The sequence below is a fragment of the Romboutsia timonensis genome (assembly GCF_900106845.1).
Classification (GTDB): domain Bacteria; phylum Bacillota; class Clostridia; order Peptostreptococcales; family Peptostreptococcaceae; genus Romboutsia; species Romboutsia timonensis.
This window is the reverse complement of record NZ_LT629850.1, coordinates 2,298,007-2,322,391: the sequence shown is the minus strand read 5'-3', so window position 1 is coordinate 2,322,391 and position 24,385 is coordinate 2,298,007. Positions and strand designations below refer to the sequence as shown.

The 24,385-nt window shown below is 26.0% G+C and carries 26 protein-coding genes, 1 tRNA gene and 1 other RNA gene; 21 read left to right on the top strand and 7 right to left on the bottom strand.

All coding sequences use genetic code 11. The features are described from left to right. The first annotated feature begins 128 nt into the window (after positions 1-128). From BN7997_RS13730 to BN7997_RS13710, 5 genes are all read left to right on the top strand, one after another. Positions 129-341, top strand: coding sequence for a hypothetical protein (locus BN7997_RS13730; protein ID WP_071121305.1), 213 nt, complete (start codon positions 129-131; stop codon positions 339-341). 171 nt (positions 342-512) lie between these two features. Then, positions 513-737, top strand: coding sequence for a hypothetical protein (locus BN7997_RS13725; protein WP_071121304.1), 225 nt, complete (start codon positions 513-515; stop codon positions 735-737). A gap of 177 nt (positions 738-914) precedes the next feature. Beyond that, positions 915-1,094: a hypothetical protein gene (locus BN7997_RS13720; protein ID WP_071121303.1), complete on the top strand. Its 180-nt coding sequence runs from the start codon at positions 915-917 to the stop codon at positions 1,092-1,094. A 94-nt stretch (positions 1,095-1,188) separates the two neighbouring features. Then, positions 1,189-1,380, top strand: a complete 192-nt coding sequence (locus BN7997_RS13715) for a hypothetical protein (protein WP_071121302.1) — start codon at positions 1,189-1,191, stop codon at positions 1,378-1,380. A 214-nt stretch (positions 1,381-1,594) separates the two neighbouring features. After that, on the top strand, positions 1,595-2,608 hold the full coding sequence (locus BN7997_RS13710) for a LacI family DNA-binding transcriptional regulator (protein ID WP_071121301.1): 1,014 nt from the start codon (positions 1,595-1,597) through the stop codon (positions 2,606-2,608). Positions 2,609-2,784: 176 nt separating this feature from the next. Here the strand turns inward: BN7997_RS13710 and BN7997_RS16110 are convergent, their stop codons facing one another. Next, positions 2,785-3,246 (bottom strand): hypothetical protein, encoded by a 462-nt coding sequence (locus BN7997_RS16110; protein WP_071121300.1) that lies wholly within the window; start codon positions 3,244-3,246, stop codon positions 2,785-2,787. Between the two features lie 201 nt (positions 3,247-3,447). Here BN7997_RS16110 and BN7997_RS13700 point away from each other — a divergent pair, with 201 nt between their 5' ends. Together BN7997_RS13700 and ssrS are read left to right on the top strand one after the other, a co-directional pair. After that, the gene (locus BN7997_RS13700) at positions 3,448-4,245 is read left to right on the top strand and encodes a hypothetical protein (protein WP_071121299.1); all 798 of its coding nucleotides are present in this window, start codon (positions 3,448-3,450) and stop codon (positions 4,243-4,245) included. A 125-nt stretch (positions 4,246-4,370) separates the two neighbouring features. Next, a non-coding RNA gene (gene ssrS / locus BN7997_RS13695) (6S RNA) lies at positions 4,371-4,553 on the top strand. Positions 4,554-4,583: 30 nt separating this feature from the next. On the opposite strand, the gene BN7997_RS13690 is transcribed toward ssrS, so the two are convergent. Continuing rightward, positions 4,584-5,594: a hypothetical protein gene (locus BN7997_RS13690; protein WP_071121298.1), complete on the bottom strand. Its 1,011-nt coding sequence runs from the start codon at positions 5,592-5,594 to the stop codon at positions 4,584-4,586. 178 nt (positions 5,595-5,772) lie between these two features. On the opposite strand from BN7997_RS13690, the gene BN7997_RS13685 reads away from it, so the two are divergent. Next, positions 5,773-6,993 carry an exosporium morphogenetic protein CdeC gene (locus BN7997_RS13685; protein WP_071121297.1) on the top strand — a complete coding sequence of 407 codons (1,221 nt, stop codon included), beginning with the start codon at positions 5,773-5,775 and terminating at the stop codon, positions 6,991-6,993. A 46-nt stretch (positions 6,994-7,039) separates the two neighbouring features. Here the strand turns inward: BN7997_RS13685 and BN7997_RS13680 are convergent, their stop codons facing one another. Genes BN7997_RS13680 through BN7997_RS13670 form a run of 3 tightly spaced genes read right to left on the bottom strand, consistent with a single transcriptional unit; the run spans position 7,040 to position 9,866 of the window. Beyond that, on the bottom strand, positions 7,040-7,687 hold the full coding sequence (locus tag BN7997_RS13680; protein WP_071121296.1) for a hypothetical protein: 648 nt from the start codon (positions 7,685-7,687) through the stop codon (positions 7,040-7,042). Then, positions 7,684-9,021 carry a polysaccharide biosynthesis protein gene (locus tag BN7997_RS13675; protein WP_071121295.1) on the bottom strand — a complete coding sequence of 446 codons (1,338 nt, stop codon included), beginning with the start codon at positions 9,019-9,021 and terminating at the stop codon, positions 7,684-7,686. Before BN7997_RS13675 ends, BN7997_RS13680 begins: the two co-directional genes overlap by 4 nt. 50 nt (positions 9,022-9,071) lie before the next feature. Next, on the bottom strand, positions 9,072-9,866 hold the full coding sequence (locus BN7997_RS13670) for a histidinol-phosphatase HisJ family protein (protein ID WP_071121294.1): 795 nt from the start codon (positions 9,864-9,866) through the stop codon (positions 9,072-9,074). A 108-nt stretch (positions 9,867-9,974) separates the two neighbouring features. Here BN7997_RS13670 and pdxR point away from each other — a divergent pair, with 108 nt between their 5' ends. The 3 genes from pdxR to BN7997_RS13655 are packed head-to-tail and all read left to right on the top strand — an operon-like array spanning position 9,975 to position 13,073. Next, positions 9,975-11,393 (top strand): MocR-like pyridoxine biosynthesis transcription factor PdxR, encoded by a 1,419-nt coding sequence (pdxR, locus tag BN7997_RS13665; protein ID WP_071121293.1) that lies wholly within the window; start codon positions 9,975-9,977, stop codon positions 11,391-11,393. 49 nt (positions 11,394-11,442) lie between these two features. Further along, positions 11,443-11,652: a DUF896 domain-containing protein gene (locus BN7997_RS13660; protein ID WP_071121292.1), complete on the top strand. Its 210-nt coding sequence runs from the start codon at positions 11,443-11,445 to the stop codon at positions 11,650-11,652. Positions 11,653-11,678: 26 nt separating this feature from the next. Beyond that, on the top strand, positions 11,679-13,073 hold the full coding sequence (locus BN7997_RS13655; RefSeq protein WP_071121291.1) for an aminopeptidase: 1,395 nt from the start codon (positions 11,679-11,681) through the stop codon (positions 13,071-13,073). 23 nt (positions 13,074-13,096) lie between these two features. Here the strand turns inward: BN7997_RS13655 and BN7997_RS13650 are convergent, their stop codons facing one another. Next, the gene (locus tag BN7997_RS13650; RefSeq protein ID WP_071121290.1) at positions 13,097-14,011 is read right to left on the bottom strand and encodes a selenium metabolism-associated LysR family transcriptional regulator; all 915 of its coding nucleotides are present in this window, start codon (positions 14,009-14,011) and stop codon (positions 13,097-13,099) included. Between the two features lie 200 nt (positions 14,012-14,211). Here BN7997_RS13650 and BN7997_RS13645 point away from each other — a divergent pair, with 200 nt between their 5' ends. The 3 genes from BN7997_RS13645 to BN7997_RS13635 all read left to right on the top strand — a co-directional run bounded on the left by BN7997_RS13645 (position 14,212) and on the right by BN7997_RS13635 (position 16,280). After that, on the top strand, positions 14,212-14,949 hold the full coding sequence (locus BN7997_RS13645) for a hypothetical protein (protein ID WP_071121289.1): 738 nt from the start codon (positions 14,212-14,214) through the stop codon (positions 14,947-14,949). Positions 14,950-15,071: 122 nt separating this feature from the next. Beyond that, positions 15,072-15,254 carry a hypothetical protein gene (locus BN7997_RS13640; protein WP_071121288.1) on the top strand — a complete coding sequence of 61 codons (183 nt, stop codon included), beginning with the start codon at positions 15,072-15,074 and terminating at the stop codon, positions 15,252-15,254. A gap of 144 nt (positions 15,255-15,398) precedes the next feature. Continuing rightward, positions 15,399-16,280 (top strand): metallophosphoesterase, encoded by an 882-nt coding sequence (locus tag BN7997_RS13635; RefSeq protein WP_071121287.1) that lies wholly within the window; start codon positions 15,399-15,401, stop codon positions 16,278-16,280. A 29-nt stretch (positions 16,281-16,309) separates the two neighbouring features. Here the strand turns inward: BN7997_RS13635 and BN7997_RS13630 are convergent. Further along, a tRNA-Leu gene (locus BN7997_RS13630) sits at positions 16,310-16,395 on the bottom strand. 149 nt (positions 16,396-16,544) lie between these two features. Between BN7997_RS13630 and polA the strand changes: the two genes are divergently transcribed. The 7 genes from polA to BN7997_RS13590 all read left to right on the top strand — a co-directional run bounded on the left by polA (position 16,545) and on the right by BN7997_RS13590 (position 24,314). Beyond that, positions 16,545-19,190, top strand: a complete 2,646-nt coding sequence (gene polA / locus BN7997_RS13625) for a DNA polymerase I (RefSeq protein ID WP_071121286.1) — start codon at positions 16,545-16,547, stop codon at positions 19,188-19,190. Positions 19,191-19,197: 7 nt separating this feature from the next. Continuing rightward, positions 19,198-19,800 carry a dephospho-CoA kinase gene (gene coaE / locus BN7997_RS13620; RefSeq protein ID WP_071121285.1) on the top strand — a complete coding sequence of 201 codons (603 nt, stop codon included), beginning with the start codon at positions 19,198-19,200 and terminating at the stop codon, positions 19,798-19,800. Then, positions 19,787-20,344 carry a lytic transglycosylase domain-containing protein gene (locus tag BN7997_RS13615; protein WP_071121284.1) on the top strand — a complete coding sequence of 186 codons (558 nt, stop codon included), beginning with the start codon at positions 19,787-19,789 and terminating at the stop codon, positions 20,342-20,344. Before coaE ends, BN7997_RS13615 begins: the two co-directional genes overlap by 14 nt. Positions 20,345-20,348: 4 nt before the next feature. Continuing rightward, positions 20,349-22,028 (top strand): ABC transporter substrate-binding protein, encoded by a 1,680-nt coding sequence (locus BN7997_RS13610; RefSeq protein WP_071121283.1) that lies wholly within the window; start codon positions 20,349-20,351, stop codon positions 22,026-22,028. A 360-nt stretch (positions 22,029-22,388) separates the two neighbouring features. Further along, entirely contained in the window at positions 22,389-22,607 is a 219-nt protein-coding gene (locus tag BN7997_RS13600; protein ID WP_071121282.1) for a heavy-metal-associated domain-containing protein, read from the top strand. A 255-nt stretch (positions 22,608-22,862) separates the two neighbouring features. Then, positions 22,863-23,468, top strand: coding sequence for a hypothetical protein (locus tag BN7997_RS13595; RefSeq protein ID WP_071121281.1), 606 nt, complete (start codon positions 22,863-22,865; stop codon positions 23,466-23,468). A 120-nt stretch (positions 23,469-23,588) separates the two neighbouring features. Next, complete coding sequence (locus BN7997_RS13590) at positions 23,589-24,314, top strand: endonuclease/exonuclease/phosphatase family protein (protein WP_242873424.1); 726 nt, start codon at positions 23,589-23,591, stop codon at positions 24,312-24,314. The last annotated feature ends 71 nt before the right edge of the window (positions 24,315-24,385 follow it).

Genomic DNA, 24,385 nt, shown 5'->3' with positions numbered 1-24,385 from the left:
TCTTTTTTTATGCAAAAATATTTGCTCTAAAAAAATAATAAAATGTAACAATTTAATGCATAAATACATATTATTTATTAAATAGGTAATAAAAACAGTTGCCTATAAATAAAAAAGGGGGCATAAAGATGTCAGAACAACAAGGAATTCAACGTTTCTTTGGTGGATGTGGATGTGGATTTGGAGGAGGTGGATTAATAATATTATTAATAATAGGAGCTATACTTTTACTAGGAGATGATTTACTAGAATGGTTATTCTGTGATGATATGGCTCTAATATGGATAGTATTATTAATTTTACTTTTAACTAACTTTGGATTTGATGGTGGTTGCTGTTAATATAAACAAATTTAAAGAGGCTAATTTTAGCCTCTTTAAAAAAATAAAAAATTTTAAAAAAAGTAATAACACTTTATAAAGATTTACATAGTATATAATTAGAAGGGTGAAAAACCCTATTGACAGCTAGGTACTATCTAACTTGTATATATATTCAAGGAGGGGATCTTTGTGAGTAGTAAATTAAGTAGAATATTCGGTGGATGCGATGGATTCTTTGGTGGAGGAGCATGGTGGATAATAGTATTATTCTTCTTATTCTTAGCTTTCCAAGAATGTTGGAGTGAAATATGTATAACTGACTGGATACCATTCTTAATATTATTACTAATTGTATGCTCATGCGGAGGCATTGATGGAGATTGTGGATGCTTAGATAATGGTTATGACTGCTAATAACAATTAGTATATAAAGAAGAAGGATGCAATTGTGCATCCTTTTTCTTTATACTATACAATTCTTACTCTATAAAAAATAAAAACTAAATAAATTTAATATCACAAATTACCTTAGTTGCATATTATATGTTAAGAGCGCAAGCTCAATATAAAATATCATCAGGAGGTAGCAAAATGTTAGAAAGATTATTTGGAAATGATGGATTCTTTGGAGCAGGAGCATGGTGGATAATAGTATTATTCTTCTTATTCTTAGCATTTGGAGATAGTTGGGTAGACATAGATATAATGGCATGGATACCATTCTTAATAGTATTATTAATACTTTGCAGTTGTGGAGGATTCTTTGACTAGAAATTAAATTTTAGTGTAACACTAAAAACATTAAAATCATAAAAGTTTTATATAGTCTTAAAATTTATAAGATAAATAAAGGGGGATTTTTATCATGCTAGATAGATTATTTGGTGGATGTGATGGATTCTTTGGTACAGGATGGTGGATAATAATATTATTCTTCTTATTCTTAGCATTTGGAGACACTTGGGTAGATATAGATATAATGGCATGGATACCATTCTTAATATTATTATTAATAACTTGTTCTTGTGGTGGATTATTTGATGATGGATGCTGCTAAAAATAATTAGCTATCGTAAGAAGTACTGGTTTTATACCAGTACTTTTTATTTATATTGTATAAATTTATATAATAAAATGAATAATTAAGTTAAAGAAGATTTTAAAAATAGAGATAAGTGTGTTTACATAATTATATAAGAATAGTATAATTAAGATTTAAATGGAAAATATCGAATTGAAAATAAATAGTATTACGCAAGGATGGTGTAAAGATGAAAAGTACGATAACTATAAAAGATGTAGCAAAAAAAGCAGGGGTATCTATATCTACAGTATCGAGAGTAATAAATGATTCAAAACCCGTAACAGATGAAGTAAAACAAAAAGTTTTAGATGTAATAAAGGAAACAGGATATATACCAAATCCATTAGCAAGAAGTTTAGTAACTAAAAGAAGTCAATTAATTGGAGTTATAGTACCGGAAGTTTCAGATTCTTTTGTAAATGAGGTATTAAATGGAATAGAAGAAGTAGCTAAGATGTATGATTATGAAATATTATTAGCAAATACTTATTCAGATAAAGAACAAGAATTAAAAAGTATAAACTTGCTTAGAGCAAAGCAAGTAGAAGGTATTGTTATGGTATGCTGGAAGGTAGAAGAAGATCATATAAACTATATTCAAAACTGTGGAATACCAGCAACATATATAAGTAAAACTGCAAGAGATTATGATATATATACTGTAAGTACAAGTAATAAAGAGGCAACGTATGATATGACTAAATATCTTATTGATAAAGGTCATGAAGAAATTGCATTTATAATGACAAGTAAAGATGACACTGTTTTAGAAAGAGAAAGACTTTCAGGATATGAACAAGCATTAAATGAAAGTAACATAAAATTAGACGAAAGTCTGATAAAGTATGGTGGTACTACATATGAAGCAGGTTATGAAAGTATGAAAGAACTATTAGAAGAAGGAATAGTGCCTCAAGCTGCATTTGTAACTGGAGATGAAGCAGCAATAGGAGCTATAAATGCAGCTTGTGATAAAGGATATAAGGTTCCTGAAGATATATCAGTTGCAGGGTTCAATGATGTAAAAATAGCTAAAATGTATAGACCTAAGTTAACAACAGTATATCAACCACTATACGATATGGGAGCTGTTGCAATAAGAATGGTTATAAAATTAATAAATAAAGAACATTTAGAAAGTAAAAAAATAGAATTACCATATAAAATCATAGAAAGAGAAAGTGTAATACCTAGAAAATAAATAAAAAAGACAAACTATATAATTTTTATATAGACTTAGAATATGTACCTTATATGGTTTTAACAATTATTACAAGAATATGAATATATATAAAGATGAAATAATGCGATATAAGAGCATATTTTATTATATATACTGTAATAAAAAAGCTAGAGTATGTACTCTAGCTTTTTTTATTATTCACCTTTAGGAACTTTTTTTACCTTTTTAACAACTTTTTTTGTTTTCTTATGTGGATTTGTTTCATTGGAACTATCATTAGGTGCAGGTTGAACATGTTTTGTTGGCTTAGTTTTCTTAACTTTTTTTGTATTAGAAGAAGGTGCATTTGAATCATTTGATGGATTGTGCTTTTTAGATTTACTTTTCTTGTGTTCTATTTTATCTTTAACTTCGGCATCATATATTTTATCCATAACAGCATCTAGTTTCTTTTTTTGCTCGTCGTTTAAAAAAGCCTTTAATTTAGAAACGACTTGTTCTTTTCCTTCAAGAGTTTTACCTATTTTAACAAGCTCATCCATTAATTCTCCTTCAGATTTGCCTTTATATCCATCTGCTATTTTTTCTATTTTGTCTTTGTCTATATTTTTTTCTTTAGCCATTTTTTCTAAAATTTCTGTATCTACTTTTTTCATAAATTTACCCCTTTCTTATAATATAAATTAAATTTTATTCATATTATTTATATATAGAAATAATTTTGAAGTGGTGAAAGATAATTTAATTAAATTTCTTATAGATAATGTATATGCACTTAGTTAAAAAAAAAGTAACACTAAGATTAAATAAAACATACTTATATATGAGGGAGAAGATAATTTAAGGGGTGACTATGCTTGAATAATCTACTATTGATAATAGGAATGATTGCATTGAGTAATGGAAATATATCTTTAGGTAATTTACCTTTATTTGATAATAAAAAAAATTCTAAAGGAGAAAATATCGAGAATAAACGGTCTAGGGAACGAAAAACAAGAGATAATATAAGAAAAAAAGTAAAGAAAAAAATTTCAAATAATAATGGAAGTGATTTGTTTAAATTTAATATGAATGATATAAATAGGGGTATGAAAATGATGGATTTAAGCGATGAAGATTTAGAACGAGGTATGGAAATAATAACAAGGACTAAAAAATATATGTCACCAGAAGAAAGAAAAATATTAATAAAAGTTGAAAGTTTATTAGATTTAGTAAAGGGGATAAAAAAACTTAGCAGTATTGATTTTGATGACTATGAAGAAACAAACTTTTTTAGAAGTATGGATGAAGAAGATAAAAAAAATATGATGATAAAAGAAATTTTAGAAGTATTTCCAGAAAAGAGAAGAGAATCTCTTGATAAGGCTATTGATCTGAAGAAGAAAATAGATTTATTTGCAGAACTATTTTTACCAGATGATTTCGGAGATGGTGGATTTAGTTTAAGTTCACTAGTAAATATAAATAATTTAGGAAGTATGAATAATCTTAAGTTACTAGGAAGTCTATTAAGAACAGATGATGATAAAAAATATGAAGAATATGATTATGATGATGAAGAGTATGAAGAGTATGAAGAGTATGACGATGAAGAATACTATGATGAATATGATGATTATGAAGATGAATACGAAGAAGATGATGAATAAAACGACAGCTATTGTAAATACATAGATAAAGAGAGTGAAAAAAATGGGAAAAAATAATAAAATTGCATTAATTGTCATACAAAACTACTTTAAAAATATTGTTTTTTATTATATAATAAGAATATAAAATCCTGAAGCATTCGATACGGCTTATTTAAATTCAACCGACAAATGTTGAACGGGAGACTGTGTCTACTAAAATATAACATGCCTGTATTTATATAGGAAGTTAAAGGTTAGTAGTAGGTCACCCACCTGGGAGTATCTCGGGTATGAATTTATTGAGCCACCGGTGTTTTGGGATTTTTTAGTGTTGCAAATATTGCAACACTAATTATTTAAAATCCTATTATAGTTATATCATCATTAACAGTAAAGATGGATGTTAAATTATATGATAAGTCACCAGAGTAGTTTGATAAAAACCTAGCTCTACAAAAATCCTCATCTATACTAGTTTCATCTATTTCATGTTCACTCCATGTTTTTCCTAAATCATTTGATATAGATGTATAAAGTTTGTTATAATTTACCCACATCAAGTAAATAGTTGATTTTTGCTTAACTAGACTAGGATATATACAAGTGGATGGTCCAGATACATAAATAGAAGTACCTATATCTAACTTATTTTCATTTAGGTAGCCATTCATATACTTTACAGCATATCCATTATCTATACACTCACAGAATGTTAAATGATAAAAGTTCATACTGTCTTTTAGAACAGATAAATATAATTTGTTTTTATTAGAGTTAGTAATTTGACAAGGATTAGACCATGATAAAGTGCTAGAGTTAAATCTAGAAAAGAATACTTCTTCACACCCGTTTACCAGATTGAAATAAAATACTATAGGAGAGTTTTGAATCCATAAAACTGTAAAATTATCTAATACTATATGATTAATAAAGTCGATTTTATTTTCTATCCAAACACCATTATTATAATAATGGTGGAATAAAGCACAAGTATTTGTTGAATTATTGTTATAAACATAGTAAAGAATATGTATAGAATTATTTATTACGTTTATATACGGAAATATAATATCAAATTTTTTAGAGTCATAAGTCAAAATATCTTTTTTAGAGATAATAGAAGACCCTCTAGGAATATGAATCATCTTTAGACTATCATTTTTATATATACCATATATATCATTATTATTTAGACAAAAGGAACAATTTGTAAAGTCCATTCCATTTAGCTTATCAAAGCTATTACTTGAAATTAAATTATTATCTTTATCATAATGATCGATCTTTATAATATTGTCGATGTAGAATTTGAAAATTTCTTTATCAGATCTCCTTATAATTGTAGAACACTTATTAATGAAACTCATAAAAGTCCTCCTTATAAAAGTTTTTATAATAAATATATATTGAAGATAAAAATTTTTATTCTAGTTATATCAGTAGACTACTTGTTTAAGTAACAAATATTAATTTATATGCATATTATTAAGTAGGCAACAAAAGCCACTTGGTTTTAGAATTCATTTAAGGGGAGGACAATGAAAAATGCAAGACCTTAAAAAAAATAAAAGAAGAATTAATCAATCAACTTTACAACATGAAGCTAAAGAAAGCTTAAATGAAGAACTACAAGAAGATATAGCTAGATCTTGTAAATCAAAAGGATGTAACTGTAATAAACATGATGATGAGTGTGAGCTTGAGTGCGATTGTGTATGCAAACCAAAACATAACCACAATCATAAACATGATGATGAGTGTGAACCTTGTGAAGTAGAATCTGATGAATGTGTAGATAATGTATGTGGTGAAGAATGCTGCAATCCTTTATCATCACCTAAATTTTCAACAGCAAATAGTGTACCACTTGCTATAGAAACAAATAGAGTATTTGATAGTATAAAATTCCAAGTATTTACAGATGCAGATGCTCCTAATGGAGAAGACTTATTCTTTGAATATGAAGTTGTATCAGTTAATGGTCCTATACCAAGATCAGGTGTTGTAAATGTAAACATAGATAAAGTATGTATGAACTATACAGACGTAGTAATAAAACCTGGGACTACAACTTTAGAAGATCATGTAGTAAGACCTATAAAAGAAGTTGAAAAAGAACCTTATGAGCAAGAAAATCTTTGTCCAGAATTTGGAGATATAGATGGAGAATTCTGCAAAACTTCTTTTGAATATAATGTATGTGGAAATAAAAATAGAGAATGCTCTGATCAAGGAAAAGGCGAAAGATCAGTATATAAAGAAAAGGGATTAAAAGTTATAGTTAAAAATTTAGTCTTAGAATTAAGAGGAACATGTGGATGTACAGAAGTTACAGTGCTTGCATATCCAGCAAGAAGAACAAGTAATGGTGATTTAGAGTTAGTTAATAAAGTAGTATTTAATTTTAATACTTTAGCAGCACCTATGTGTGTACCAGCAAATGGAACATCATTTACACTAAGACAAAATTTCCAAACTGCATTAACTGTTGATTGTATAGGTAAAACATTATTAAAATTAGTAGATGAAAATTGTTGTGAATGCTACTATGATTTCTGTATTCCAAATGGAATAGACTTAATACTTTGTTTAGAAGAAACAGTTAGTATTTTAGTAAGTGAACAAATAGTAGTATTAGCATCTCCAAATGCAGTAGATCCAAGGGTAGTAGATACTTTTGCTAAGGTTTGTGACTTTACAAATAATACAGGAAATAACGATAATGATAATAATGGAAAGAGAAAAGGATGCAATTGTATCAGATAAATATATAGATAAAAGAGGCTATTTTATATAGCCTCTTTTTGATTGATTATAACTTATATTTTATGCTATAGCAGTACTCAAAGATATCGCTTTTTATATTAGATGAAATATTTTTTTCATTTAGGGATATTTGATTGCTACGAAGCAATGGGGTGCTTGTTATCCATTTTCTAGATATATTATTAAAAATTATAACATTATCACATATATCTCTAGATAAAATATCTATGGTTTTATATTGGAATATTATATTTGATAATTCATCTATATTTAATTTATATATAGATGAGCTATCTTTAAAAACTTTATCAATTGTATGTCTAAACATATTATAGTTTGAAATATTAAAATTTAGGTGTGAAATTTTATATAAATTATCATCTAAAGGATATTTTTCAACCACAAAAACATTAAAATAATCATTTAATATATAAAGTCTCATATCTTTAATATTTCTAGCACTATTAAAGCACTTACGTATTATCTTTCTTTTCCATACACCATCATTATTGAAAAAATGAATAACTCTACCAATACTATCAATAGCTAATATATGAATATTGTTATCCTTATCAATATTAGCTGAGTAAGCATAAATATTGCTAGCTAATCTTTCTGCACTTTCGTTTATATTTTTTATATATAAAGAATTTCTATCTGTGTATATATAAAAAGGTTTAATATTAGTATTCATTTTAACCTCCTAATATTTGGGAATTTAAAAGCTCTATAAAGCACTATAGTATGTAATAAAGATGCTAATATTGCTGTTAAAGTTGTAGAATAGATGTATCCATTTATATTTATGCTTGGTATAGGAAGAAGTATATATAAGCAAGCTAATTGAATTAGCATAGTAGATATTGTAATTAAGCTAGCTTGAACTTCCTTTCTAAGTGCATGAAGTATTCCAGATAAAGTTTGATTTAAAGAAGTAAATAAAGGCAATAAAAACATTGATTTTAAATATATGCCAGCTGATTTATTCTTAAATACTAATAAACATAATTTATCACCGAAGAAATAAAAAATAATTGAACATAATCCACCGACAAATAAAGTTAACAATATGGCATAGGTAGTTTTTAACTTTATAGTTTTATAATTTTTTAAAGTGACTTCTTGTGAAATACTAGGAATTAGATTAACAACTAAAGCCGATCCTAGTGTAAATGGTAGATATATAAAAGGCATAACCATTCCACTTATTACTCCGTATATACTTAAAGATTTATAATAACTAAGTCCAGATAATGCTAATCTTGATGGCACTATCATAGAGCTGATAGAATTAATAAATATGTTTGACATACGATTACAAGTTATTGGAACTGACATTTTTAATGTTTCTATAGATGAGTTATAGAAATCTTTAATACTTATTGTATATCTATTAGATAGATTTGAATTTTTATATAAACAACAAGTTATAAAGAATATGTTAGCAACTTCACCTATTGATATTCCTAATAAAGCTATATAGCAATTCAAATAATCTTTCTTTATGCAATTAATGATGATATATACAAATAAGATTCTAACTAGTTGTTCTATAACTTGACCTATAGCAGGAACTGTAGCATCTTTTAAACCATAGTAATATCCTCTTAGTACATTAGAGATAGTTATTACTACTACAGCTGGACATATTCCTAAAACTAGTAAATACAAATTAATATCTTTTAAAAGCTTAATAGATAAATACTTAGCATTAAAAGAAATAATTAAAGAGATAATTAAAGCGATAAAGAAGGCTACATACAATGTTGATATAAATAACACATTTTTACTATGTTTATCTTTAGTAGCATTTTTGCTAGCTACAAGACAACTTAATGTAGTGGGGATACCGGTGGTAGTTAATGCAATAGACACCATTAGAAAGTTAAATAATACGTGATAAATACCCAACCCAGATTCACCAATTACTCTAGAAAGAAATATTTTATATATAAATCCAAGAATCCTGACTATAAAGTTAGATACAAATAATATAATGGTAGATAATATGAGATTAGGAACTCTCAATAAATCACCCCCTTATGTTTAAATATATTCATAAGGGGGTGAAAAAATAATTATATCTTTATAAATTGTGGATTCATTTTATCAAATGAGCATACATATTTAAATCCAATGCTTTGTAGATAAGAATAAATATAATCAAAATTATACGCTATTTGAGCAGGATTATGGGAATCAGAACCAGTAGTTATAATTTCACCACCTAGGTCTTTATACATATTTAATATATGTCTAGAAGGTGTTAAATCAGGTAAATTGTACCTATAACAAGACGTATTAACTTCTATTCCTTTACCATCATATATAGCTTGCTTTAATATTGCTTCGATTATATCATCAAATGGTTTATCATCGAGTACTTTACCATAGTTACCATATCGTTTTACTAAGTCTAAATGTCCTAATACAGAATAATTTTTATAAACCTTTATAATATCATATAATTCTTTATAATAATATTCATATGCTTCATGTTGAGTTTTATCTAAAAAGAAATTTCCAAAGTATAACTCTGAACGGTTTATAGCATGTTGAGAGCATATTACAAAATCAAAAGGATATTTATTTATATCATTATTACATTTATCAATTATTTGTTTTTGTAATCCTATCTCAATTCCTTTTTTTATAGAAATATTATCTTTATATTTATTTTGAAGAGACTGTATTTTATCGAAGTATTTATTATAATCTATTCCAAAGCTATCATCTGAATCAAGGTCGTAATCAACATGATCTGTAAAGCAAATTTCTTTAAGACCAAGATCTATAGATCTTTTTATCATATCTTCCATATCTGCCTTACTATCATTAGAAAAGTTAGAATGCATGTGGTAATCATAAAACATAAATATTTCCCCTTTTTATAGAAATTTTGGTATTATATATACATACTACATATTAACAAATATAAATATAACCATCAATAAATTAATGTATACGTAAGTGGTGATAAAGTGGAAAGATATAATATAAAGTTTAATGATAATACTAAAAAATACCTGCAAATATATAATCATATAAAAGATATGATATTAAAAAAAGAGCTTAAAGCTCATGAAAAACTACAGCCTATAAGAAAATTATCTGAATTTATTGGAGTAAACAATACTACTGTAGTAAAGGCATATGAACTTTTAGAAAATGAAGGATATATATATAAGGTTATTGGTAGTGGAACATTTGTATCATCAAGAAATAAAAATGAGGATATTAAAATTAAAAAAGATGGAATAATACATTTTGATAATGGAAATCCTTCAACTGATATTTTTCCAATACAAGATTTTAAAAATGCTATAAATATAGCTTTAAATAAAGAAGATTCATCCATGTTTGAATATGAAGATGGTCTTGGATTTGAAAAACTAAGAGTCAAGATGGTAGAATATTTGAAGTCTAGCTCAATATATACAAATAAAGAAAATATACAAATAATATCAGGAGCACAGCAAGGTATTGATATAGTATGCAAAGGACTTATAAATTATTCTGATGTTGTGTTTATAGAAGAACCTACATATAATGGAGCGATACAAGTTTTTAAAAGTAGAGGTGCTAAAGTGGTATCTATTCCTATGCTAGATGATGGGATAGACATTGGTATACTTAAGTTAAAACTTGAAAAAATTAAACCTAGATTAATGTATATTATGCCCAATTTTCAAAACCCAACAGGAATATCGTATTCTACATATAAGAAGAAAAAATTGATAGAGTTAGCGCAAGAATATGATTTTTATATACTAGAAGATGATTTTATAAGTGATTTTAAATTTGAATCTAAAGATAATAGACCTCTTAGAAGTTATGATGATAAAAATAGAGTAATATATATAAAAAGTTTTTCTAAAATATTTATGCCAGGACTTAGGATGGGTATAGTTGAAATACCTAATGAATTATTAGAGGTTGTTTTAAGGGCAAAGCACTCATCGGATATATCTACTCCAGGTCTAATACAAAAATCTATGTACTATTATTTAGAAAACTTTAGCTTAGAAAAATATTTAAAAAGTGTAGAGGAAGTATATACTAAAAAATATTTATTTGCAAAAGAATTAATAAGTAATAAGTTATGCAATAAGTTAAAAATGAAATCTTTAGACGGAGGAATGAATTTCTTTCTAGAATTACCAAGAGGATATTCTTCTCATGAATTTGCTAGATATATGTTAAATAAAGGTGTGGCTGTATTGCCAGGAACTTATTTTTTTGATAATTTGATAGATGACAGATTTTTTAGAATAAATATAGCCAACCCTAGTATACAAGAAATAGAAAAGGGAATATCTATAATAAGTGATAATATAGATGATTTCTTAGAAAAATACAAATATAAACTAAATGATAAAAGTAATATATTATTTTACTAAATAACCAAAGAAAGGAGAATACTCAAATTAGTTTGGGTATAATTAATACATGTTTGATCAAAAGAAACTAGACAGAATAAACGAATTAGCAAAGAAAAATAAAGCAGAGGGTTTAAGTGCTGAGGAATTAGCAGAAAGAGAAGTTTTAAGAAAAGAGTACTTAGCACATTTTAGATCTCATTTTAAATCAAGATTAGAGAACATTAAAGTGGTTTCTCCAGAGGAATATGAACAAGAAATGAAGAATAAAAAGAATTAAAAATAAAATCAGGAGGGGTAAATAATATGAGATTAAAGTACGAAGCAAAAAATGCTTGGGAATTTGAAAGAGAAAATAATAAACTAGAAGATGTAATGAACTACTCAAAAGGATATATGCACTTTTTAGATGTTGGAAAAACAGAGAGAACATCAGCTAGAGAAATTGTAAGAATGGCTAAAGAAAATGGATATATATCAATAGATGAAGCTATGAACAATGGAAAGGTAAATCCAGGAGATAAAATTTATGCAGTTAATAAAGATAAAGCAGTTGCTTTATTTATAATGGGTAAAAATAAATTAGAAAATGGTATGAAAATAATAGGAGGACATATAGATTCTCCAAGAATAGATTTAAAACCACACCCACTATATCAAGAAGCAAATTTAGGATTTTTTAAGACACATTACTATGGTGGAATAAAAAAATATCAATGGTCTACAATACCACTTGCTATACATGGTTTAATAATATTAAACGATGGACAAAAAGTAGACATTTGTATTGGAGAAGATGAAAATGATCCAGTATTTTGTATAACTGATTTATTACCACACTTAGCACAGGATCAAATGCAAAAGAAGCTTGCAGATGGTATAACAGGAGAGCAACTTAACCTACTAATTGGTAGTATACCATTAGAAGGTTCAGAAAAAGAGGCTATAGAGGAAAATATATTAAAAATACTAAATAGTAAATACGGAATTATAGAAGAAGATTTATTAAGTGCTGAAATAGAAATAGTACCAGCTGGAAAGGCTCGTGATTTAGGCCTTGATAGATCTATGGTATTAGCTTATGGACATGATGATAGAGTTTGTTCATATGGTGCAGTAAAGGCTTTAATAGATACTAAAGACCCTGAATATTGTGCTGTTGCTTTATGTGTAGATAAAGAAGAAGTTGGATCTCAAGGAAATACGGGAATGCATTCAAAGTTTTTTGAAAATACAGTAGCTGAACTTATAGAATTAGAAGGAAATTACTCTGAATTAAAAGTAAGAAGAGCTATGGCAAATTCGAAAGTATTATCTGCTGATGTTTCAGCAGGATATGATCCAAATTATTCTGAAGTATATGACAAAAGAAATTCTGCATATATGGGACATGGATTAGTTTTAAGTAAGTATACAGGTTCTAGAGGTAAAGGTGGTTGTAATGATGCTAATGCTGAATTTATGGCTGAAGTAAGAAGAATATTTAATCAAGGTAATGTAGTATGGCAAACTGCTGAACTTGGAAAAGTTGACCAAGGTGGTGGTGGAACAATAGCATATATATTAGCTAACTACGGTGCAGAGGTTATAGACTGTGGTATAGGAGTATTAAATATGCACTCACCTTATGAAATAGTTTCAAAGGTAGATATGTATGAAATGTATAAGGGATATAAAGCATTTTTTAATATAAATTTATAATATAAAAAGAGAAGTAGACTTTTTTAGTCTATTTCTCTTTTTATATCAAAATATTCACATAAGCTGCTTAAAAACTTATTTTCTAGAGGACTAAATGCCTTTTTCTTAGAATAAATAAAATAAAACTTTCTAGCAAAATTAATATTTTTTACTCTATAGAATTTTAATTTATTATTTTTTATATAGTCTTTAGCAGATTTGTATGATATAAAAGAAACACCAAGACCTATCTTAACCATCTCTTTTATGGTTTCATTAGATTCAACATAAGCAAGTATATTTAAATTATTAATATTAAAATTGTGTTCTTTTAGTATATTAAAAGTTAAATTTCTAGTTCCAGAACCTTCTTTTCTCATTATAAATTTAAGTTTATTTAGTTCATCTATATCTATATATCCATTATCATTATCTATATTTAAATCAATTGGAGCTATAAGAACTAATTCATCATTTATTAAATCAAAATATTTTATTTGAGGATTAGAAGTTTTTGAACCCACAAATCCAAAGCTTATTCTTCCATTTAAAATTTCAGATAGAGCATATTGAGAGTCATAATGACTTATACTAAACTTCACATCTGGATATTTACTAGAAAATGACTTAATAAAATCAGGAAGGATATAGGTTTCAGGTATTGAACTAGATGCAATATCGATCAAACCTTCTATTTTACCAGAATATTCTTTTATATCATATATAGCTTTTTTACAATTATTCAATATAGAAACTGCATTTTCTAAGAGTATTTCTCCGGACTTAGTTAATGTTATACATTTGTTATTTCTATTAAATAAAACTGCGTCCAACTCTTTTTCTAAATTTTGTATATGAGCACTTACTGTAGGTTGTGTTAAAAATAGTTCTCGAGCAGCTTTTGAAAAACTTTTGTATTTAGCAACAGCTACAAAGGCTTCAAGTTGTTTAACATCCATTAGTAATACCTCCTTTAAATTATTTATATATATAATTAAATTTATAATTTCAGTTAATATTACATCTTATTACAAAAACATTACAAATAGTAAGTATGTATTTATAAGATTAAAAAAAATAGTATATAATCTATTATATAGTAATAAAATGAATTAAAGGTAAATTAAATTTTAAAATAATTAATAAGAAAGGGCAGATGATGAATATAAGAAAAGCATTAATGATTAGCTTTATTTCATTTGCTTTTTTAGTTACTGGATGTAGTAGTAAAGGTATAGATTCTGTACAACAAATAGCAGATGAAGCTACTTGTCAAAAAACTATGACTAAAGTACAAAATAATGTAAATGAAATAATTGGAAAAGATTATAAATATGTATTAGAGAATATGGGTCGTCCATACTGCACTACTTATTATATTGATATGGATAAAGTGAAAGATATAAGTAATATAGAAGAACTTAATAATATAGAAAATATTAGATTGATATATCCAAAAGAAACTAATGTGGACAAGTCAAAAAGTAGTGCTTTATATATACAACTTGATAATAATATAGTAAAGGATGTTCAAACTTATGAACTTTTATCTAAAGATGAAAAAGAAAATATTAAATCAAGTGTAGATATAGTGGTAGATAGATATAGCGAGAAAACTAATTTATTACCAGATAAATTTGAAAATATAAAATTAGATAAATATATAGGAGAAGATATAGAAATCTTTTTAAAAGACATAGAATATATCACAGCAAATTTTGAGATTTATGATAATAAAAGAGAAAAAAATATAAAAGTATATTTATTAAATAAAATAAATTCTTCAAATAATGAAATTATGTTAGTATATAACAATTCTAATAAGATAGAAAATATTAAGATAGTGGAAATAAGTGAAGGTTTAAATTTATTAAATGACTTTTCATTCTTTAAATAAATTTAAAATAATGTTTATAGTATTCTATTAATAGAAAATAATGTAATATTGAAAAAAGAATATGAATTAAAACTTTGGATAAATTAATCTTAAGAAAGACTTAGAGGAGGATTAATTTTATCATGGATAATAATAAAAATAGACTTAAAGATAGACCTAAATCAAAAGCAGAGATGAGAAAAATGTACTTTGAACATGGTTCTGAGTTAGGAATAGAAAATGGTTTACACATAGGAGCTAAAGATAGTGGATCTAATAAAACAAAGACACAAAAGCTTTATCATAAAGTAAAAAAAGATGATTAATAGTAAAAAAAGAGATTATACTATTTCAAGTATAGTCTCTTTTTAATTATAATATTAATATACTTTAAGAAACTGATATAATTATAAATAATTAGTTTAAGATTTATATTAGTTAAATATAGTTCTTAAAAGGTAGGGAGTATAATGTTTAAAGAATTACTTATAAGTGGAGCTATTGTGCTACTTAGTGGATATAGATATTATATGCATAAATCAGAAGATATAGAGTGTGTAAGTTATGAAGTAAAAAGTAGAAAAATACCTAAAGTATTTGATAAATTTAAAATAGTTCAGATAAGTGATTTACACAATAGAAGTTTTGGAATAGACAATAGTATTTTATTAGAAAAAATAGATAAATTAAAGCCAGATATAGTATGTATAACTGGAGATTTGATTGATGGTGCAAATGAAGATTTTAGCATTGCACTAAAATTAATAGATGAGTTAAGTAGAAAATACCAAGTATATCATATAATTGGAAACCATGAACAAAAGGTAATGTTCAATAAATATAAAGAATTGTATAAGGAATATTTCAAACAACTAAATACCAAAAATATTATTAATTTAGAGAATGAAATGGTTAAAATAGAAAGAGATAGTAAATGTATAAACATATATGGTTTAGTGATTCCATATAAGTACTATCCATATCTATTTAATAGAAATTATAAAAATAAGAGCTTAGATTTTAATAAATATGATGTAGAAAAAAGATTAGGAAAAATAGATAATAGAGAATATAACATATTATTGGTACATACACCATTTTTCTTTGATGGATACTCAAAATGGGGGGCAGACTTAGTATTAGCAGGTCATGTACATGGAGGAATAATTAGGCTTCCAATTAAAGGAGGATTACTTTCTCCAAATAGAGAGTTCTTTCCTAAGTATGATTTAGGAGAGTATAATATGGGTAAATCTACCATGATATTAAGTAAGGGATTAGGTGGATCAAAAGTGTTACCTAGGGTGAACTGTAAACCAGAAATAGTTGAAATTACATTAAAAAGCAAATAAACACTATCTATAACAGATAGTGTTTATAGTGGTGCCGGATGTGGGACTCGAACCCACACTCTATAATTAGAAACGGATTTTGAGTCCGTCGCGTCTGCCATTCCACCAATCCGGCATGTGCTATATAAATATTATAGCACTTTGATAAATTACTAGCAATATATATTAGTCTTAATATTCACAATATGTTATGGTAATATTAAATAATAGACATTGGTATATAATAGCTATAATTAAATTATATAAACAATAGGAGTGATAAATTTGAATAAAACATTAGTTATAATAGATGGAAATTCGATAATAAACAGAGCATTTTATGCTTTACCAGAAATGAGTAATAAAGAAGGATTAAAAACTAATGCTATATATGGCTTTACTAATATGCTTCTTAAAATAATAGATACATATAATCCTACACACATAAGTGTTGCTTTTGATAGAAAAGCTCCTACATTTAGGCATATAGAATTTAAGGAATATAAAGCAGGAAGAAAGAAAATGCCAGATGAATTAAGAGAGCAATTTGAACCGTTAAAAGATTTACTAGACAAATTTAATATACATAGGCTAGAAATTGATGGATATGAAGCTGATGATATAATAGGAACAGTTTCTAAAATAGCGGAAGATAATGGGTTTAAAGTATATATAGTTACAGGAGATAAAGATGCTATACAACTTGCATCTAATAAAACAACTACTTTAATAACTAAAAAGGGAGTTGGGGAAGTTGAAGAATATGATTATGATTCGGTTATTGAAAGATATGAAATGACGCCTACTCAATTTATAGATTTAAAAGGTCTTATGGGAGATAAATCAGATAATATACCTGGTGTTCCAGGAATAGGAGAAAAAACAGGTATAAAGCTTATAAAAGAGTTTTCTAGTATAGAAGGTATATTTGATAATATAGATAGTATAAAAGGAAGTACAAAGAAGAAGCTAGAAGAAAATAAAGAACTAGCAATAATGAGTAAAAAATTAGCAACTATTATAAGAGATGTTCCTGTAGAATTTAATTTAGAAGAACTGGAGTATGGAAATTATAATACAAAGGATATTTTAGATGTATTTAAATATTTAGGATTTACGAGCTTAATTCCAAGAATAGGAAGTTTAGATGAGAGCGAAGACATAGTTAATGAAGCTAATGTAGAAATATCCAAGTTAGAGGATATAGATGAATTTATAAATAAGGTAAAAGAAAATAATGAATTAATAATAAAGACAGTAACAAGAGAAGGTAACATATTAGATAAAAGGATAAAATATATATTTTTAAGTGTGGATGGTAAAAAAATATATTATGTAGAAGAAGATAGCATATATAAGTTAGAATACATATTTACAAGTAATGAAATAAAGAAATTAGGATATAATCTAAAAGATGATTACATATCACTTAAACCATATGGTATAAAATTAGAAAACATATATTTTGATATAACTATTGCTGAGTATTTAATTGATTCTATGTCATCGACATCATATGAATGTAGTGCAATAGCAATGAAATATTTAACTAAAAAAGTAAAAACAAAGGAAGAATTATTAGGTAAAGGCGTAAAAGCTAAAAAATATCAAGATTTAGACTTTGAAGAACTAAGTAGCCATATATCTCAGATAATTGACACTGTGAAAAATGTCATGCCAATAATGGAAGAAAACTTAAAAGAAAGCAATATGGATGGACTACTATATCATGTAGAGATGCCTTTAGTTGAAGTATTAGCAGATATGGAGTATGAAGGAGTAAAAGTAGATAAGGAAAAACTAAATGAACTAGGTTCACAATTTAAAGAAATAATAAAAAAACTTGAAAGTGAAATATATAAAATATCTGGAGAAGAATTTAATATAAATTCTCCTAAACAATTAGGAGTAATATTATTTGAAAAACTAGGTCTACCAGTAATTAAAAAGACGAAGACTGGCTACTCAACTAATGCAGAAGTATTAGATAAATTAAAAGATCAAAGTCCAATAATTGATAAAATTATAGAGTATAGACAAATAGTAAAATTAAATTCGACTTATGTAGAAGGGTTATTATCTATAATAAATCCTATAGATGGAAGAATACATTCATCATTTAATCAAACGATAACTACAACAGGAAGAATTTCTTCAACAGAGCCTAATTTACAAAATATACCGGTTAAACTTGAAATGGGAAGAAATATAAGAAAAGTATTTATATCAGATAAAGGATGTAAGTTGGTAGATGCAGATTATTCTCAAGTTGAACTTAGAGTACTTGCTCATATGAGTCAAGATGAGACTATGATAGATGCATTTAAACATAATGAAGATATACATACAAAAACAGCATCTCAGGTATTTAATGTTAGTATGGATGAGGTAACTAGTAAACAAAGAAGCGATGCAAAGGCTGTAAACTTTGGAATAGTTTATGGTAAAAGTGACTTTGGATTATCGGAAGACTTAAATATACCAGTAAAGCAAGCAAAAGAGTATATAGAAAATTACTTTAATAAATATAATAAGATAAAGGAATTTATGGATAATATTATAGAGGATGCTAGTAGTAATGGATATGTTACTACCATATTAAATAGAAGAAGATATATACCAGAGATAAAATCAAGCAATTTCATGTTAAGAAATGCAGGAAAAAGAGCAGCAATGAATGCACCTATACAAGGAAGTGCAGCTGATATAATAAAAATAGCTATGATAAATGTATATAAAAAATTAGAGGAAAATAATTTAAAATCTAAACTTATACTTCAAGTTCACGATGAACTTATAGTAGAGGCTGTAGATAGTGAAATAGATATAGTTAAAAAGATAGTTAAAGATGAGATGGAAAATGCAGTATGTTTAGATGTAAACTTAGATGTAGATTTAAACATAGGTGATTCTTGGTACGATACAAAGTAGGTGTTTTATGATTATATTAGGATTAACAGGAAGTATAGGGTGCGGAAAAAGTAGCCTATCTAATATATTAAGAGATAACAATATAAATATAATAGATGCTGATATAATATCTAGAAAAATTTTTGAAGATGAAAAACTTTTAGCTTCAGTATTTGAACATTTTGGTGATAGTATAAAAAATGAAGATGGAAGTTTAAATAGAAAAGCTTTAGGCAATATCGTATTTAATGATGATAATAAACTTATAGAGCTAAATAACTTAACACATCCAAAAATTAAGGAAAAGATACTAAGTGAAATAGAAAAAGTTAAATTATTTAATAAAAATATAATAGTAATAGATGCAGCTTTATTAATAGAAGCTGGTTATTTAGAGATAGTTGATAAAGTGTTAGTTATAACTTGTAATGAGGATATTCAAATAAAAAGAATACAAAAAAGAGATAATTGCAGCAAAGAAGAAGCTTTAAGCAGGATAAGCTCTCAAATAAGTCAAGAAGATAAGGTAAAGTATGCAGATTATGTATTAGACAATTCTGGAGACTTAGAAGAACTTAAAGAGAAAACAAAAGAATTTTTATTATATATGAAGGAGAATTGGCGTGGCTAAGAAAAAAATATTTTTTGTTTTAGCTATTATTATAATACTATTTACTTCTTTACTTATAGAAAAGGATACGATTAATAAAATATTATATCCTAGAAGGTATTCAGAATATGTTGAAATATATTCGAAGGAATTTGGTTTAGATGAAAATTTAGTATATAGTGTTATTAAAGTTGAAAGCAAGTTTAGAAAAGATGCTGTATCTCACAAAGGTGCCAAGGGACTTATGCAAATAAGTGATATAACAAGAGAATGGGCAAAAGAAGAAATGAATTTAGGAGATATAGATATATTTGATCCTAAGACTAATATAAAAATAGGTTGCTGGTATTTAAATAAATTATATAAAGAATTTGGGCGATTGGATTTAGTTATAGCAGCATATAATGGAGGTTCTGGTAATGTTAATAAATGGCTAAGTGATTATAGCTATAGTAAAGATGGAAAATCACTAGATTTGATACCGTTTGAAGAGACTTCAATGTATGTAAAAAAAGTAACTAAGAATTATAAAATGTACAACAAGTTATATAGCAAGGAAGGTTAAATCAATGAATAAGATAAAATTTATGACGATTATTCTAGTTATGGTAGCTAGCTTAGTTGGATGCAGCATGGAGGAAGAAAGTGGAGAAGTTCTAGAGAATAAACCTAGTGCAATAACTTCTAAAACTATAAATTTAACTATGATGCAACCTGAAACTATAAATCCGATAACTAATAAAAATAAGTCAGTCGGTTATATAATGAACTTAATATATGATAGTTTATTTACTATAGACGAAAATTATGATACAGTTCCTCAGTTAGTAGAAGAATATAAAATAGAAAATGATGGTATGAGTATAAATATTAAGCTAAAAGATATTAAATGGCATGATGGAACTACATTAACTTCTAGTGACGTAAAATTTACTGTAGATTTAATTAAGCAAAATATAGATAGTCCATATAATGAATTAGTTGAAAACATATCATCTATATTAATAATTAATGATAAAGAGTTTAATATAAATTTTAATGATAAATATGCTTTTTCTATAGATACATTAATATTTCCTATAGTATCAGAAAAACAACTAGAGAAGGATAAGAATATAAATAACTACAAAAATAATCTAGTAGGTAATGGAGCATATAAAATAAAAAATTATGAGGAAAGAAAAAACATATCATTAATTATTAATGATAGTTATTATGATCAACTTCCATCAACAGCAAAAAATATAGAGGTTGAAATTGTCCCAGATGAAGAAGCGCAAGTATCTATGGTTATATCATTAGATAGTGATATAGCCAAAATTTCATTAGATGATTTAAGTAAATTCTATGAAAAAGAGTTTAAAACAACTACATATGAAAGTAGAGATTATGAATGCTTGCTTTTTAATTATAATAATGAATTTTTTAAAGATATAAACTTTAGGAAAGCTATAATAAGCTCGATTAATAAGGATAAGATACTTGAGGAAGGGTATATAAATAATGCTACTTTAGTAAAATTTCCACTTAATTCTAAGTCAAAATATTATGATAAAGATATAAAGACTTTAGAGTATAGTAAAGAAAAGGCTAAAAAATATTTATCAGAAGTAACTCTTGAGACAAATGAAAATATTAATAATATAGATAAGAATACAAAAAATAATAAAAATACAGTACAAGATCTTAATAAATCAAATTTAGAAACAAATAATAAAAAAGATAATATAACTGATAATGAAACAACTACAAAAGAGGATAAAGAGAAAGTAATAAAGGAGCAAATATCAAAATTAAATTTAAAAATAATAGTAAATAAAGATAATCCTGAAAGAAAAAAGTCAGCTTATATAATAAGTGATAATTTAAAAGATATAGGAATCAAAAATACAATTGAAGAGCTATCAATTGAAGATATGAATAAAGCTTTAAATGAGAAAAATTATGATTTAGCATTAGTTGGATGGGAATTATCTTTAGTGCCAGATGCAACTAATATACTTGAGAGTATAGGATATGAAGATGAAAAATTAACTAATTATATTAATTCGTTAAAAAATGCAACTACAGAATCTCAAATAAGAGATATATACAAATCAATTCAAAAATATGTAAATGAAAATGCATTATTTATGAGTTTAGTTATTAGATATGATTATATAGTAACTAATAGAAGAATAGAAGGTAAAATAAGTCCTAATAGTTTTGATATATATGAAGGTATTACTAATTTAGATATAGCTAAATAAATATAAAGGCATCTAATAATTTTATTAGGTGCTTTTATATTAATATTATATTAAAAATGTTGACTAACTATTATAAGTTAATTATTCTTATAGTATAAGTAAAATATGCGGAAATGGCGGAATCGGCAGACGCACTATCTTGAGGGGGTAGCGAGTATGTACTCGTGCGGGTTCAAGTCCCGCTTTCCGAACCAATGAAATAGAATTCATTAGAATTCTATTTTTTATTTTACAACAATTAAAAATTTTATTGATAATATTTAAATTAGAAATAATACCTCTATTTTTAACTTTAATATATATATATAATAAATATTATGATACAATATACCTATATAGGGTATAAGGAGGTATATTAATATGAAAAAGAAGTTATTAATAGATGGCATGAGTTGTAACCACTGTGCTAATCACTTAAATACAGCTCTTACAGAAGATATAAAAGGAGTTGAAATTATAGAAATTAGCTTAGAGAACAAATATGCAGTAGTTGATATGAACGATGATATAGATATAACTAAGTTGAAAGAAGTTATAGAAGAATTAGATTTTGAACTAAAAGATATAATAGAATTATAAAGATAAAGACATCCAAATTAATGGGTGTCTTTATTTTTATAAAAAAAGACTTCTATTGGGGGAAAATAGAAGTCTAATGGGGGAGATTGAGTATGTTTGATTTTACATTAATATTATGTCCATGTTTGATTTTTATATACATATAAAATGAAAAAATATATAAATTTTTTTGATGCATATTTAAAGTTGTTCAAGCGCTTAACTCACATTTGAAAATTTATTGAATATAATATAAATAATCAGGGGGGGAGTATCTTGGAAGAGAGAGTATATAAAGAAAATTTAAAAAGAATGATACTAGAAATGGCCCAAGACGAAATTAGTAATTACTCATCTCAAAAGGGTGTTCAAAAATATTTTGAAGGTAATATAGATAAAATTATAAATGAAAATATAAAAAATTACTTAGACGACATAAGTGTAAATAAAATATATTCAAAAATATTAAAGAGAGGTTCTAGTCAAGAAAATGTTCAATCTGTGGCTAGAGTAATAAAATCAGAGGAATTGTTTAAATCAAAAAATGAACTAGTTAAATTTGCTAGATATTTAGGGATTAATGTTAATGCGAAAAGTTCATATACTCAAACTTTGAAAAGAATATCTAATTATATATATTTAAATAGAAAAGAATACTCTGAAAAATATGTACTTTATAGAAATGGAGATGAAGAATGTATATTAGAGCCGGAGAAGATAAAATTAGATTTGATAGAAAGTTATAAATCTAAAACAAGAAAAGATATGAAATCTATAGCTAGACTATTAGATATAAATGTAGAGGACGAGGAAAGTGCTGAAGATATAAGACGAAAAGTAATAAATTATATTATGAAAGAAAAACTTACAAAGAAAAAATAAAACTCAAAAATTAAAGATGCTTATATAAGTGTCTTTAATTTTTTTATTCGCATATAATATAAATGAAAAGACAGAAGGAGTTGATATACTATAAAAAAGAGAAATTTTATCATAGTAAGTTTGATAATAATTATAATGTTTATATCTTTAATGGTAGAGATAAAGTTATTTCCTCCTAGAAGGGAAATTAATATAATAAGTTACAATATACATAGTGGACTTAATAAGAATATGTTTCCAACACTTTTTGATACAATTGACTTTTTAAAACAATCTAATGCAGATATAATTTGTTTACAAGAAGTAAACGAGTCTGCTAGAGCGGGATTTCAAGTAAGTAGCTTCAAAGAAGAGTTAAAGATGAACTCTCATTTTGGAGCAAATGTTGTAGATTTAGGATTTAATTATGGACTTGTTACATATTCAAAGTACCCAATTAAGGGTGAAGAGCATATATATTTAAGTAGTTTTCGTGAACAACGAGGTATGTTACATACTGTAGTTAAAGTTGATTATCGGAAGTTAAATATAATAAATATACATTTAGGCTTAGATGATGAAGAGCGAGGAATACAAATAAGAGAATTATTAGATTTTATAAAAAAATTAGGAGATGAACCTTATATAGTTGTAGGAGATTTTAATCAAGGAGGCGTAACTGTAGAGGAAGATATATTAAAAGATGTTGCAAAAGAGTTAGGAAAATCAAATATTTTAACTTTTCCAACGGGATTAGATAGAATAGATTATATATTCGTATCATCGAATATAGAAGTTATAGATTATGATGTTATTATAAAAGATATGTCGGATCATTATCCTGTATTTGCAAAAATAAAAATATAATACCCTAAAATTTATATTCATAAATATTAGACAAGTTAAATATACATTAGTAAGAACACTTTTAAGGGGGA

Bases quoted from the DNA above. Each gene is read 5' to 3' on its own strand.
- coaE (WP_071121285.1), top strand. From the start codon at position 19,198: ATGATTATATTAGGATTAACAGGAAGTATAGGGTGCGGAAAAAGTAGC.
- BN7997_RS13635 (WP_071121287.1), top strand. From the start codon at position 15,399: ATGTTTAAAGAATTACTTATAAGTGGAGCTATTGTGCTACTTAGTGGA.
- BN7997_RS13600 (WP_071121282.1), top strand. From the start codon at position 22,389: ATGAAAAAGAAGTTATTAATAGATGGCATGAGTTGTAACCACTGTGCT.
- BN7997_RS13645 (WP_071121289.1), top strand. From the start codon at position 14,212: ATGAATATAAGAAAAGCATTAATGATTAGCTTTATTTCATTTGCTTTT.
- BN7997_RS13710 (WP_071121301.1), top strand. From the start codon at position 1,595: ATGAAAAGTACGATAACTATAAAAGATGTAGCAAAAAAAGCAGGGGTA.
- BN7997_RS13685 (WP_071121297.1), top strand. From the start codon at position 5,773: ATGCAAGACCTTAAAAAAAATAAAAGAAGAATTAATCAATCAACTTTA.
- BN7997_RS13660 (WP_071121292.1), top strand. From the start codon at position 11,443: ATGTTTGATCAAAAGAAACTAGACAGAATAAACGAATTAGCAAAGAAA.
- BN7997_RS13655 (WP_071121291.1), top strand. From the start codon at position 11,679: ATGAGATTAAAGTACGAAGCAAAAAATGCTTGGGAATTTGAAAGAGAA.
- BN7997_RS13640 (WP_071121288.1), top strand. From the start codon at position 15,072: ATGGATAATAATAAAAATAGACTTAAAGATAGACCTAAATCAAAAGCA.
- BN7997_RS13650 (WP_071121290.1), bottom strand. From the start codon at position 14,011: ATGGATGTTAAACAACTTGAAGCCTTTGTAGCTGTTGCTAAATACAAA.
- BN7997_RS13720 (WP_071121303.1), top strand. From the start codon at position 915: ATGTTAGAAAGATTATTTGGAAATGATGGATTCTTTGGAGCAGGAGCA.
- BN7997_RS13715 (WP_071121302.1), top strand. From the start codon at position 1,189: ATGCTAGATAGATTATTTGGTGGATGTGATGGATTCTTTGGTACAGGA.
- BN7997_RS13690 (WP_071121298.1), bottom strand. From the start codon at position 5,594: ATGAGTTTCATTAATAAGTGTTCTACAATTATAAGGAGATCTGATAAA.
- BN7997_RS13670 (WP_071121294.1), bottom strand. From the start codon at position 9,866: ATGTTTTATGATTACCACATGCATTCTAACTTTTCTAATGATAGTAAG.
- BN7997_RS13680 (WP_071121296.1), bottom strand. From the start codon at position 7,687: ATGAATACTAATATTAAACCTTTTTATATATACACAGATAGAAATTCT.
- BN7997_RS13730 (WP_071121305.1), top strand. From the start codon at position 129: ATGTCAGAACAACAAGGAATTCAACGTTTCTTTGGTGGATGTGGATGT.
- BN7997_RS16110 (WP_071121300.1), bottom strand. From the start codon at position 3,246: ATGAAAAAAGTAGATACAGAAATTTTAGAAAAAATGGCTAAAGAAAAA.
- BN7997_RS13610 (WP_071121283.1), top strand. From the start codon at position 20,349: ATGAATAAGATAAAATTTATGACGATTATTCTAGTTATGGTAGCTAGC.